The 12,573-nt window shown below is 69.5% G+C and carries 8 protein-coding genes, 1 rRNA gene and 1 riboswitch; all 9 genes read right to left on the bottom strand.

Translation table 11 applies throughout. The features are described from left to right. Positions 1 to 172 precede the first annotated feature (172 nt). Positions 173 to 1,697, bottom strand: a 16S ribosomal RNA gene (locus tag NFX31_RS06305). A gap of 594 nt (positions 1,698 to 2,291) precedes the next feature. Further along, positions 2,292 to 3,725, bottom strand: a complete 1,434-nt coding sequence (gene argH, locus NFX31_RS06300; RefSeq protein WP_045249821.1) for an argininosuccinate lyase — start codon at positions 3,723 to 3,725, stop codon at positions 2,292 to 2,294. Further along, positions 3,722 to 4,672 carry an ornithine carbamoyltransferase gene (gene argF / locus NFX31_RS06295; protein WP_045249822.1) on the bottom strand — a complete coding sequence of 317 codons (951 nt, stop codon included), beginning with the start codon at positions 4,670 to 4,672 and terminating at the stop codon, positions 3,722 to 3,724. The genes argH and argF overlap by 4 nt, the downstream gene beginning before the upstream one ends. Continuing rightward, the gene (locus tag NFX31_RS06290; protein WP_262957020.1) at positions 4,669 to 5,907 is read right to left on the bottom strand and encodes an acetylornithine transaminase; all 1,239 of its coding nucleotides are present in this window, start codon (positions 5,905 to 5,907) and stop codon (positions 4,669 to 4,671) included. The genes argF and NFX31_RS06290 overlap by 4 nt, the downstream gene beginning before the upstream one ends. After that, entirely contained in the window at positions 5,904 to 6,803 is a 900-nt protein-coding gene (argB, locus tag NFX31_RS06285) for an acetylglutamate kinase (RefSeq protein WP_045249824.1), read from the bottom strand. Before argB ends, NFX31_RS06290 begins: the two co-directional genes overlap by 4 nt. After that, positions 6,800 to 7,957 carry a bifunctional glutamate N-acetyltransferase/amino-acid acetyltransferase ArgJ gene (gene argJ, locus NFX31_RS06280; RefSeq protein ID WP_262957019.1) on the bottom strand — a complete coding sequence of 386 codons (1,158 nt, stop codon included), beginning with the start codon at positions 7,955 to 7,957 and terminating at the stop codon, positions 6,800 to 6,802. The genes argB and argJ overlap by 4 nt, the downstream gene beginning before the upstream one ends. After that, positions 7,954 to 9,006 (bottom strand): N-acetyl-gamma-glutamyl-phosphate reductase, encoded by a 1,053-nt coding sequence (gene argC / locus NFX31_RS06275; RefSeq protein ID WP_091480416.1) that lies wholly within the window; start codon positions 9,004 to 9,006, stop codon positions 7,954 to 7,956. The genes argJ and argC overlap by 4 nt, the downstream gene beginning before the upstream one ends. A 344-nt stretch (positions 9,007 to 9,350) precedes the next feature. Continuing rightward, the gene (locus NFX31_RS06270; RefSeq protein ID WP_262957018.1) at positions 9,351 to 11,558 is read right to left on the bottom strand and encodes a bifunctional hydroxymethylpyrimidine kinase/phosphomethylpyrimidine kinase; all 2,208 of its coding nucleotides are present in this window, start codon (positions 11,556 to 11,558) and stop codon (positions 9,351 to 9,353) included. After that, positions 11,555 to 12,403, bottom strand: coding sequence for a hydroxyethylthiazole kinase (thiM, locus tag NFX31_RS06265; protein ID WP_262957017.1), 849 nt, complete (start codon positions 12,401 to 12,403; stop codon positions 11,555 to 11,557). Before thiM ends, NFX31_RS06270 begins: the two co-directional genes overlap by 4 nt. After that, positions 12,394 to 12,487, bottom strand: a riboswitch (TPP riboswitch). It overlaps the preceding gene by 10 nt. Between the last annotated feature and the right edge of the window lie 86 nt (positions 12,488 to 12,573).

Here is a 12,573-nt window from a genome sequence, read left to right as displayed (position 1 = left end):
CAACAGCGTGCAGGCCCCCACATCATCCCCCAGTCCGTTCCCACCGCAAGCGGCGTACTAAAACCAGAAGACTCAACGAGAGCCATGTCAAATGTTCCACCCATGAGCTCCCAGCGAAGAACGTGTGCCTTCGATCTGGGTTCTGGACTCCGAAGAGTCAGATGCTCCTTAGAAAGGAGGTGATCCAGCCGCACCTTCCGGTACGGCTACCTTGTTACGACTTAGTCCTAATTACCGATCCCACCTTCGACGGCTCCCTCCACAAGGGTTAGGCCACCGGCTTCAGGTGTTACCGACTTTCATGACTTGACGGGCGGTGTGTACAAGACCCGGGAACGTATTCACCGCAGCGTTGCTGATCTGCGATTACTAGCGACTCCGACTTCATGAGGTCGAGTTGCAGACCTCAATCCGAACTGGGACCGGCTTTTTGGGATTCGCTCCACCTCACGGTATTGCAGCCCTTTGTACCGGCCATTGTAGCATGCGTGAAGCCCAAGACATAAGGGGCATGATGATTTGACGTCATCCCCACCTTCCTCCGAGTTGACCCCGGCAGTATCCCATGAGTTCCCACCATTACGTGCTGGCAACATAGAACGAGGGTTGCGCTCGTTGCGGGACTTAACCCAACATCTCACGACACGAGCTGACGACAACCATGCACCACCTGTTCACGAGTGTCCAAAGAGTTGACCATTTCTGGCCCGTTCTCGTGTATGTCAAGCCTTGGTAAGGTTCTTCGCGTTGCATCGAATTAATCCGCATGCTCCGCCGCTTGTGCGGGTCCCCGTCAATTCCTTTGAGTTTTAGCCTTGCGGCCGTACTCCCCAGGCGGGGAACTTAATGCGTTAGCTGCGTCACGGAATCCGTGGAAAGGACCCCACAACTAGTTCCCAACGTTTACGGGGTGGACTACCAGGGTATCTAAGCCTGTTTGCTCCCCACCCTTTCGCTCCTCAGCGTCAGTTACGGCCCAGAGATCTGCCTTCGCCATCGGTGTTCCTCCTGATATCTGCGCATTCCACCGCTACACCAGGAATTCCAATCTCCCCTACCGCACTCTAGTCTGCCCGTACCCACTGCAGGCCCGAGGTTGAGCCTCGGGATTTCACAGCAGACGCGACAAACCGCCTACGAGCTCTTTACGCCCAATAATTCCGGATAACGCTTGCACCCTACGTATTACCGCGGCTGCTGGCACGTAGTTAGCCGGTGCTTTTTCTGCAGGTACCGTCACTTTCGCTTCTTCCCTGCTAAAAGAGGTTTACAACCCGAAGGCCGTCATCCCTCACGCGGCGTTGCTGCATCAGGCTTCCGCCCATTGTGCAATATTCCCCACTGCTGCCTCCCGTAGGAGTCTGGGCCGTGTCTCAGTCCCAGTGTGGCCGGTCACCCTCTCAGGCCGGCTACCCGTCGACGCCTTGGTGAGCCATTACCTCACCAACAAGCTGATAGGCCGCGAGCCCATCCCCCACCAAAAAATCTTTCCAGACACTGACCATGCGGTCGCGTCTCGTATCCAGTATTAGACGCCGTTTCCAGCGCTTATCCCAGAGTGAGGGGCAGGTTGCTCACGTGTTACTCACCCGTTCGCCACTAATCCCCCAAAGCAAGCTTCGGGTTCATCGTTCGACTTGCATGTGTTAAGCACGCCGCCAGCGTTCATCCTGAGCCAGGATCAAACTCTCCGTAAAAAAGAAAAGCATACGAAACCAGGGAAAACCAGTAACGCAGCGAGTTTGAAACTGACCAAAGAGATGACATCATTGCTGACTTCATCCGAATGCCAACCCCGAAGGGCTGGTCTTTGATCCAAAGGAATTTCTCAACCAGCCCGAAGACTGGACGAGGAATAAATTGGCATTTGACAAGTGCACGCTGTTGAGTTCTCAAGGATCGGATGCTCCTACAGTTCAGCCTCGCGGCATCACAAGTAGGGCTTGATCTCACTCCCGCTCGCTGCGCCTTGCGGCGAACCTGAGCTGGGAGTTCCCCATCATAGCTGAAGTTCTTCCGCAAGGGAAGTTCTTCATCGAGATGGGGGTTCGTTCGCCGCTTGGGGAGTCAGGCCTTCCGGCCCTTCGCTCTACCGCTTGGGGCGAACAAGTAATAAGTTACGCGGATCCCGGGGTTCCGGCAAATCCGGGCCGCATCCCGGGCGTGTCGGGCATCGGGGGTTTCCGCTCCTCCCCGGTGAAACACCTGATGAACGACGAAACCCCCTACCGGCCGGCGACCAGGAGGGGGTTTCGATGCTTCATCGGGTGCCTCGAGCGGGGTTCCGCTCGTCACATGCCGAGCGCGTGCGCGGCGGACTGTGCACGGGCGACGAGCTCGGTGCGCTGCTCGGCGACTCGCACCGGAGCAGTGCCGCCCACGCCGTCACGGCTTGCGACCGAGCCCTCGATCGTCAGAACCTCACGCACATCCGGAGTGAGGTGCGGAGAGACCTCTGCGAGGAGCGCGTCGTCCGCGTCTTCGAGACCGATCCCCCGCTGCTCGCACGCGCGCACCAGCGATCCGGAGATCTCGTGCGCCTCGCGGAACGGAACCCGGTTCTTGACCAGCCACTCGGCGACGTCGGTCGCGAGCGAGAATCCCTGAGGGGCGAGCGCCGCCATCCGCTCAGTGTCGAAGCGCAGCGTCGCGATCATGCCGGTGAAGGCGGGAAGCACCACCTCGAGGGTGCGCACGGAGTCGAAGACCGGCTCCTTGTCCTCCTGCAGATCGCGGTTGTACGCGAGCGGCAGTCCCTTGAGCGTCGCCATCAGGCCGGAGAGGTTGCCGATCAGCCGGCCGGACTTGCCGCGCGCGAGCTCGGCGATGTCCGGGTTCTTCTTCTGCGGCATGATGCTGGATCCGGTCGAGTAGCCGTCGTCGAGCGTGACGAAGCCGAACTCACGCGTGTTCCAGAGGATGATCTCCTCGGAGAGCCGCGACAGGTTGATGCCGATCATCGCGGTGATGAACGCGAATTCGGCGACCACGTCACGGGACGCGGTGCCGTCGAGCGAGTTCTCGGCCGGGCGGTCGAGCCCCAGCTCACGGGCGACGAGCGCCGGGTCGAGCCCCAGAGTGGAGCCGGCGAGCGCTCCCCCGCCGTACGGCGAGACGCCGGCGCGGGCGCGCCAGTCGACCAGGCGTTCCAGGTCGCGCACCAGCGGCCAGGCGTGCGCCTGCAGGTGGTGCGCGAGAAGCACCGGCTGCGCGTGCTGCAGATGCGTGCGCCCGGGCAGGATCGCTTTCTCGTGGGCCTGGGCCTGGGCGACCAGCGCGTCGATGAGGCCGAGGACCTCGCGGGCGATGATCCGCGCGTGGTCGATCAGGTACATCCGCACGAGCGTGGCGATCTGGTCGTTGCGGCTGCGGCCCGCGCGCAGGCGCCCGCCCAGATCCGCACCGACCTCTGCGATGAGCGCCGCCTCGAGCGCCCCGTGCACGTCCTCGTCCCCCGGCTGCGGGAGCAGCGTGCCGTCGGCGATGCGCGCGGCGAGCGCGTCCAGTCCGGCGTGCATCCGCACGGCCTCGTCGGCCTCAAGGTATCCGGCGGCTTCGAGGGCGGTCGCGTGCGCGTGCGATCCCGCGATGTCGTAGGGGGCGAGGATCCAGTCGAAGTGCGTCGAGCGGCTGAGCTCGGCGAGCTCGGGGCTCGGGCCTCCGGCGAACCGGCCGCCCCAGAGCGCGCCCTGGTTGGTGCCGTGCGCGGCGTCGCTCTTCGTCACTTCGCCCCCTCGCTCGACGATTCCGAGGACTTCCCGATCAGCCACACCAGCAGCGCCTTCTGGGCGTGCAGACGGTTCTCCGCCTCGTCCCAGACCACGCTCTGCGGGCCGTCGATGACCTCGGAGTCGACCTCGTAGCCGCGATCGGCCGGCAGGCAGTGGATGAAGATCGCCGCGGAGTCCGCGCGCGCCATCGTCGCGGCGGTCACCTTGTAGCCGCCGAGGTCGCGCAGGCGCTGCGCCTTCTCCTCCTCCTTGCCCATGGACACCCAGGTGTCGGTCACGATCACGTCGGCGCCGTCGGCGGCCGCGTCCGGGTCCGTGACGAGGGTCAGCGATCCCCCGGTCTCCGCGGCCCTCCGGTGCGCATCCGCCACGACGTCCGCCCGGGGGGCGTACGCCTCGGGCGACGCCACCCGCACGTGCATGCCCGCGGTCACGCCGGCCAGCACGTAGGAGTGCGCCATGTTGCTGCGTCCGTCGCCGAAGAACGACAGCGTCAGCCCCTTCAGGTCGCCCTTGTGCTCGCGGATCGTGAGCAGGTCGGCGAGCAGCTGACAGGGGTGGAAGTCGTCGGACAGCGCGTTGATCACGGGAACCCTGGTGCCCGCGGCCATCTCCTCCAGGCCCGCCTGCGCGTAAGTGCGCCACACGATCGCAGCCACCTGACGCTCCAGCACCCGAGCCGTGTCCGCCGGGGTCTCCTTGCCGCCGAGCTGGCTGTTCGCCGTCGAGATGATGAGCGGGGAGCCGCCCAGATCCGCGATCCCCACCGCGAAGGAGACGCGGGTGCGCGTGGACGACTTGTCGAAGATCACCGCGACCGTCTGCGGGCCCGCGAGGGTCTTGTCGGCCCAGCGGTCCTTCTTGAGCTCGAGCGCGAGATCGAGGATCTCCGTCTGTTCGGCGGTGGTCAGATCGTCGTCGCGCAGCAGGTGGCGGGTCACTTCGGGGTCTCCGTAGGGGCGGCGGCCGCGACCTCGGCGAGGGCGGCGGTGAACAGGTCGGTGAACTCGGCGATCTCGGCGTCGCCGATGGTGAGCGCGGGCGCGATACGCACCGAGGAGGGGTTCGCGGCGTTCACGATCAGGCCGAGGCGCTGCGCCGCGGCCACCACCTGACCGGCAACGGGAGCCGACAGCGCGACGCCGATCAGCAGTCCGCGGCCGCGCACGCCAGCGACCAGCGGGGATCCGATCCCCCCGACCGCCGCGCGCACCTGCGCGCCGCGGTCGCGCGCGTTCTGCACGAGACCCGACTGCTCGATCTCCTCGAGCACCGCGTTGCTCACCGCCGTGGCGAGCGGATTGCCCCCGAAGGTCGAGCCGTGCGAACCGGGCTGCAGCAGCGCCGCGGCCTCGCCGAACGCGACGAGCGCGCCGATCGGGAAGCCTCCGCCGATGCCCTTCGCGAGCGTGATCGCGTCGGGCACGATGCCGTCGTGCTGGAAGGCGAACCAGTCACCCGTGCGGCCGGCGCCGGTCTGGATCTCGTCGACGATGAGCAGCGCACCGTGGGCGGTGGTGAGCTCGCGGGCGGCGCGGAGGTACCCCTCCGGCAGCTCGAGCACGCCGGCCTCGCCCTGGATGGGCTCGACGAAGAGTGCGGCGACGCGGTCGTCCATCGCGGCTTCGAGCGCTTCGATGGTCGCGGGGATGTGCTCGACGCCGCCGGGAAGCGGCTGGAACGGATCCCGCATGGACGCCTTCGCGGTCAGCGCGAGCGCGCCGATCGTGCGGCCGTGGAACGCGTTGTCGAGCGACAGGATCCGCGGGCGCTCGACTCCTCCGTGCAGCCGGGCGAGCTTGAACGCCGCCTCGTTGGCCTCGGTGCCGGAATTGCCGAAGAAGACGCGGCCCGCGTCCCCCGTGCCGGCCAGCCGCTTGAGCCGCGCGGCCAGCTCGAGCTGCGGCGGCGTGGCGAAGTAGTTCGAGACGTGGGCGAGGGTGCCCGCCTGGCGCGACACGGCCTCCACGAACACGGGGTGGGCGTGACCGAGTGCGGTGACCGCGATCCCCGCGAGGAAGTCGAGGTAGCGCCGGCCTTCGCCGTCCCACAGGTGCGAGCCCTCGCCGCGGACGAGCAGCTCGAATCGCGGTCCGGCGTTCAGGATCAGGTCGCGGTCGGCCGCGTCCTGCCAGGCCTGTGCCGTCTCCGATGTCTGTGCGGCGTGCGAGGTCATCCCGCCACCACCTCCGTTCCGATTCCCTTGCTGGTGAAGAGTTCGACGAGCACCGAGTGCGGCACCCGTCCGTCGATGATGGCCGCCGCGTGCACCCCGGACTCCACGGCCTCGAGGCACGCGGTCATCTTCGGGATCATGCCCGACTCGAGCGACGGCAGCAGCCGCTTCAGCTCCCCCGTGGTCAGATGCGAGACCAGGGAGTCGCGGTTCGGCCAGTCGGCGTACAGGCCCGCGACGTCGGTGAGGATCACGAGCTTGACCGCGCCGAGCGCCGTGGCCAGGGCGGCCGCGGCGGCGTCGGCGTTCACGTTGAGCGACTGGCCGGGGTGGTCGAGGTCCGGCGCGATGCTGGACACGACCGGGATCCGGCCCGCAGCGAGGTGGTCGAGCACCGGCGTCGGATCCACCTGGACGACGTCGCCGACGCGACCGAGATCCACTTCCTCCCCGTCGACGACGACGCCGCGACGACGGCCGCCGAACAGGCCGGCGTCCTCACCGCTGAGCCCCGTGGCGATCGGGCCGTGGCTGTTGATCTTCGCGACGAGCTGCGGGTTGATGTGCCCGGTGAGCACCATCCGCACCACGCTGATCGCCTCGGTCGAGGTGACGCGGTAGCCGCCCTTGAACTCGCTCGGGATCGCGAGGCGATCCAGCATGTGGGAGATCTGCGGGCCGCCGCCGTGCACGACCACCGGCTGCACGCCGACGTAGCGCAGATACGCGATGTCCTGCGCGAAGGCCTCCTGCAGCTCGTCGGAGATCATGGCGTTGCCGCCGTACTTGACGACCACGATCTGGTCGCGGAACTTCTTCAGCCACGGCAGGGACTCGATGAGGGTCTGCGCCTTGACCGCGGCTTCTTCGGGGGCGGTGTCCTGAAGGTCGCTCATGAGGAGTAGGCGCTGTTCTCGTGCACGTAGTCGTGGGTCAGGTCGTTGGTGCGGATCGTGGCCGCCGCGTCGCCGACCTTGAGGTCGATCAGCACGTGCGTCGCCCGTGAAGTCAGGTCGACCTCCTCGCGCGGCCGGTCCGGCCCGCCCGCCGTGCACACGCGCACGCCGTTCATCCACACGTCGACGTCGTACGGGTCGAATTCCGCCGTCGTGGTGCCGATCGCGGCGAGCACCCGCCCCCAGTTGGGGTCGTTTCCGAAGATCGCCGCCTTGAACAGGTTGTTGCGGGCGACCGAGCGGCCCACCTCCACGGCATCCTGCTCGCTCCGCGCGTGCACCACCTCGATCGAGATGGCGTGGCTGGCGCCTTCCGCGTCGTCCTGGAGCTTGCGCGCCAGCTCATCGGAGACCTCGGTCAGGGCTGCGGCGAACGCGTCGAGGTCGGGACGGATCCCGCTCGCTCCGTTGGCGAGGAGCGTGACCTGGTCGTTGGTCGACATGCATCCGTCGGAGTCGAGGCGGTCGAACGTCGTGCCGGTCGCGCGAAGCAGCAGCGCATGCGCCTCGCCGGCATCGAGCTCGGCGTCGGTCGTGAGCACGACGAGCATCGTCGCGAGGCCGGGTGCGAGCATGCCCGCGCCCTTCGCCATGCCGCCGATCGTCCAGCCGTCGCGGCTCACCACGACGGTCTTCGCCACGGTGTCGGTCGTCATGATCGCCTCGGCCGCGGCCTGGCCGCCGTCGACGCTGAGCTGGGCGACTCCCGCCTCGACCCCTGCGAGCACCTTGCTGCGGAAGACCTCGTCGCCGGTCCCGATGAGCCCGGTCGAGCAGACCACCACGTCGCCGGCGCTCACGCCGAGCAGTTCGGCCGCACGCTCCGCCGTGAGGTGGCTGGTCTGGAAGCCGAACGGCCCGGTGAAGCAGTTCGCTCCCCCCGAGTTCAGCACGACGGCCTCGACGACGCCGTCCTTGACGACCTCCTGGGACCAGATGACCGGGTTGGCCTTGGCGCGGTTGCTGGTGAACACGGCCGCGCCCACCTTGCGCGGGCCCCGGTTCACCACCACGGCGACGTCGGGCTTGCCGGTCGACTTGAGGCCTGCGACGACGCCGGCCGCCTCGAAACCCTGGGGTGCGGTCACGCTCATGGGGCGACTCCGTTGATGCTGAGCGCCGTGGTCTCGGCGAGACCGAGCGCGATGTTCATGGACTGGATGGCGGCTCCCGCCGTGCCCTTCACGAGGTTGTCGACGGCGGCGACGACCACGACGCGATTCGCCGCACGATCGATCGCGAGACCGAGGAGCGCGGTGTTGGCGCCGAGCACGTCGGCCGTGCGCGGCAGGGATCCCTCGGGGAGCAGCTGCACGAAGGTCTCGCCTCCGTAGGCGCTCTCCCAGGCCGCGCGGATCTCCGCGTCCGTGACGCCCGGGGCGATCGGCGCGGTCGAGGTCGCGAGGATCCCGCGGGCCATCGGCACGATGACGGGCGTGAAGGAGATCCGGATCCCGTCGGGCTCGGCGCCGGACGCGGCGGCGAGCGCCTGCCGGATCTCTGGGATGTGCCGGTGCGACCCGCCGACGGCGTACGGGTTCGCGGATCCGAGGATCTCGCTGCCCAGCAGGTGGGTCTTGAGGCTCTTGCCCGCACCGGACGGGCCGACGGCGAGCACGGTCACGATGTCGGAGGGGTCGATCACTCCCGCTGCGACGCCGGGCGCGAGGCTCAGGCTCACCGTGGACGCATTGCAGCCGGGGGCCGCGATGCGGGTCGCGCCGCGGAGCTGTTCGCGCTGCTTGGCGCCGGCGACGAGCAGCTCCGGGACGCCATACGTCCACGGCTCGTGGAAGGCGCCGCCGTAGAACGCGTCCCACGCGCTCTGCGACGTCAGCCGGTGGTCCGCTCCGGCATCGATCACGAGCGGGACATCGCCGAGCGCGTCGGTGTACTGCCCGGACTGGCCGTGCGGGAGGGCGAGGAAGACGATGTCGTGCCCGGCGAGGGTCTCCGGCGTCGTTTCCTGGAGGGTGAGGTGAGCGAGGGAGCGCAGGTGCGGCTGGTGCTCGGAGAGCTTCTGACCGGCGTTCGAGTGCGCCGTGACGGTGCGGATCTCGATGTCGGGATGGTTCGCGAGCAGGCGAAGGATCTCGCCGCCCGCATAACCGGATGCGCCGGAGACGGCGACGGAATACGTCATGCTTCCACCTTAACGGTCGGGTCTGCCGACGACGCCCATGAAGACGGCGTGCGACAGGAGTGCGGTGCGGGGCCGGAGGCGGCGACGCCGGCACTCGACCGCGAGCGACGCGGGAGCGCGGGGTCGCCTAGAGTCGGCGGTCGCCCGAACGGCGTCGACGCGCGACGACAGCGCCCTTCGGGGCGGTCGTGTACGGAGCCGTGAGCATGCCGCGACGATATCGCGGCGCGGCCTCCTCCGCCAAATCGAGGGCGGAGCGGGCGGTCCCTGAGCGCGTTGCCCGGCCAGACGAGGGGCGGCGGTGCGTCGTCTCGCGGCGCTCGCTCAGGGACCGGTGCGTCCGCTCAGGGAGCGGCCGCGGCGAAGAAGGCCCGCTCGTGCTCGCTCGAGCGCACGAACGCGACCCGCATCCGATCCCGCGTCGCCGCGTCGACGCGCCCGGCATGCCCGGTGACGATGTCTATCGCCTGCGCGGTCGCCTCCGCGAACCGCGGATCCGCATACTCGTCCAGCCAGGCCGCGAACGGATGCGACGGATCCCCTCCCGCCTCGGCGTGCAGGCGCGTGCCCACGTCGGCGTAGATCCAGAAGCAGGGCAGCAGGGCAGCGACGAGCACGCCGTAGTCTCCGTCGAAGGCCGCCCCGCGCAGGTGGTCGAGGTAGGCGACGGTGGCGGGCGCGGCGGGTGCGTCGAACGTCGCGGCGCCGATCCCCTCGGGGGACAGCAGGCTCGCGTGCAGCTGCAGCTCGGCGATCACGGACTGCTCGGCGCACCGGGCCCAGAACGCCTGCTCCTGCGGCGTCGGCGCGATGCGGGCCGCTTCGGCCAGCGTGCGCGCGTACTCCCGCAGATAGAGCGCGTCCTGCGCGAGGTAGCCGAGGAACGTCGGCACGGGAAGCGTCCCGTCCGCCATCCGGCGCAGGAACGGCAGCTCGTCGATGGCGCGACGGATCGGCGCGATGGTCTCCCACCACTCGGCCGCAACGGCATCCGCGGCGGGTGCCGTGGTCAGGCCGCCGCGCCGCCAGAGCCCGGAGAAGTGGCTGACGGGTCCGTGACCGGATCCGACCTGCAGCTCCGTGCCCGCCGCGATCGACTCCCGCAGCCATTCCCGCACCTCCGCGACCGCGTCACGCCACTCGTGATCGGCGGCGCGGCGCGTGGCCACGCCCGCGGACAGCGAGCACCCGGTGCCGTGGGTGCTGGTCGTCCGCAGGCGCGGACCCGGATAGTCGCGCAGCGTTCCCCGGGGGCCGACGAGCGCGTCCGGGGCCTCGGCTGTGCCGAGGTGGCCGCCCTTGACCAGCACCAGGGCGCCGGACGCGGCCGCGAGCCGCTGGGCCTGACCGCGCGCGGCGGCCCAGTCGGCAGCCGGCGGCTCGCCGAGCAGGACCGCCAGCTCGGGCAGGTTCGGCGTGATCAGATCCGCCAGCGGCAGGAGCTCCCGGAGCGCCTGCTCGGCATCGTCGTCGAGGAGCCTGTGACCGGAGGTGGCGACCATGACCGGATCCAGCACGACCGTCGGCGGGCGATGGGAGCGCAGCCAGGACGCGACCTCGGCGATCACGGCGGATCCGGCGAGCATGCCGATCTTGACGGCGTCGACGCGCACGTCCTCGCCGATCGCGTCGAGCTGGGCGCGCAGGAACTCCGCCGGCGGCACGTGCACCGCGCTCACGCCGCGGGTGTTCTGCGCGGTCAGCGCCGTGATCACCGCCATCCCGTAGCCGCCGTTCGCGGCGATCGCCTTGAGGTCGGCCTGGATGCCCGCACCTCCGGACGGGTCGCTGCCGGCGATCGAGAGCACCCGCGGAACCCCGCCGGCGCCCCACGCCCGCAGCAGTCCTCGGGCGGCCCCCTGCGGATCCGGCGCCGCGCACAGCGCGGACACCACGGCGACGCCGGCCGCGCCGGCCGCCCGCAGCGGGGCGACGTCGTCGTACCCGATCCCGCCGATCGCGACGCAGGGCAGCGGGCTCTGCGCGGCGAAGGCCGCGAACCCCGCCACGCCGAGAGGCTCAGGATGATCCGGCTTGGTGCTCGTGGGGCGGATGACGCCGACGCCGAGATAGTCCACCGTCCCGGGCGGCAGCGCGCGCACGGCGTCCAGATGCTCCGGACGGTTCGCCGTGAGGCCGACGATCGCCTCCGGACCGAGCAGCGAACGCGCCGCCGTCGGCGACGCGTCCGACTGGCCGAGGTGGATGCCGTCCACCCGGGCACCACGGCGCCGCGCCTCGAGGACCGCGTCGAGGCGGTCGTCGGCGACGAGCAGCGCCCGCCCGTCGATCACGCGGGACAGCACCTCGAGCTGTGCGACGAACGACGCGTGGTCTGCCTCCTTGTCGCGCAGCTGGACGATCCGCACGCCCGCCGTCACCGCCGCGTCGACCACGGCGGCCACGCCCCGCTCACCGCTGAGCACCGGATCGGTCACCAGGTACAGCGCGAGATCGTCTGCGCGCAGACGGGACGCGAGCGCGTCGCCTCCGCGCTCCGGCGGAGCCGTCTCGGGGGCGGGCACCGCGTCGAGCAGGTCGACGGCGGTCATGCGGCGACACCCGTCTCGACGCGGGCCCGCGCCGCGATCCGCCCGGGTTCGACCGCCGACAGCGCATCGAGCAGACCTACCGCGAACGAGCCCGGCCCCGCGGCCCTCGCCGCGGCGTCCTCCGCGGCGAGGGTGTAGACCAGCGTCGCTGCGGACGCGGCCAGGAGCGGGCTGTCGCCCGTGCGGCGGGCGGTGCCGAGGAACGCCGCCATCACGGCGCCGAGCGCGCAGCCGCCTCCCGTGACCCGTGTGAGCAGGGCATCGCCGTTGCCCAGGCGCAGCTCGCGGTCCGCATCGACCAGGAGGTCGACGGGACCGGAGACGGCGACCGCTCCCCCGGTCCGGCGGGCGAGGTCGCGGGCGGCGTCGGCCGCGGCCTCGGTCGAGTCCAGGGCGTCCACACCGCGACCGCCCTGGGAGACGCCGGCGAGGGCCAGGATCTCGGAGGCGTTGCCGCGGATCACCGTCGGGCGCAGAGCCAGCAGATCCTGCGCCAGCGCCGTGCGCACCGGCAGGGCGCCGACCGCGACCGGGTCGAGCACCCAGGGCGTCCCCGCCGTGCGTGCTCCTCCGACGGCTTCGAGGCTCGCAGAGCGCTGCTCGGGCGTCGGGGTGCCGAGATTGACGAGCAGTCCGGACGAGATCGCCGCGAACATGCCGGCCTCACCCGTGATGTCCACCATCGCGGGTGCGGCGCCGAGGGCGAGCAGCACGTTCGCCGTGAAGCCGGTCACCACCGAGTTCGTGATGCAGTGCACGAGCGGAGGCTCGGCCCGCAGCTCTTCGAGAAGGCCCGCGGCGGACTCCACCACGGACTCGGACGACAATTCCAGACGCGCGTTCATCGCGACATCCCTTCGCTAGTACGACCTAGATCAGGTTCGACGGGTGTGATCTCAGCCGCGGATGCGGCACCCCGTGTCACTGCCGGTCAGTCTAGCCACGAACGCCTCCGGCGCAGCGTCCGCCGTGCGCCGGGTGCAGGACGGGAGAACGCCTGCACGATGGATCCGTG

Source organism: Microbacterium azadirachtae, assembly GCF_025583665.1.
Taxonomy (GTDB): domain Bacteria; phylum Actinomycetota; class Actinomycetes; order Actinomycetales; family Microbacteriaceae; genus Microbacterium; species Microbacterium azadirachtae.
The sequence above is the reverse complement of the archived record's forward strand: the minus strand, read 5'-3'. Positions and strand labels throughout refer to the sequence as shown.

Coding starts and splice junctions, on each gene's coding strand:
- NFX31_RS06290 (WP_262957020.1), bottom strand. CDS start 5,907: ATGACCTCGCACGCCGCACAGACATCGGAGACGGCACAGGCCTGGCAG.
- argB (WP_045249824.1), bottom strand. CDS start 6,803: ATGAGCGACCTTCAGGACACCGCCCCCGAAGAAGCCGCGGTCAAGGCG.
- argJ (WP_262957019.1), bottom strand. CDS start 7,957: ATGAGCGTGACCGCACCCCAGGGTTTCGAGGCGGCCGGCGTCGTCGCA.
- argC (WP_091480416.1), bottom strand. CDS start 9,006: ATGACGTATTCCGTCGCCGTCTCCGGCGCATCCGGTTATGCGGGCGGC.
- NFX31_RS06270 (WP_262957018.1), bottom strand. CDS start 11,558: ATGACCGCCGTCGACCTGCTCGACGCGGTGCCCGCCCCCGAGACGGCT.
- thiM (WP_262957017.1), bottom strand. CDS start 12,403: ATGAACGCGCGTCTGGAATTGTCGTCCGAGTCCGTGGTGGAGTCCGCC.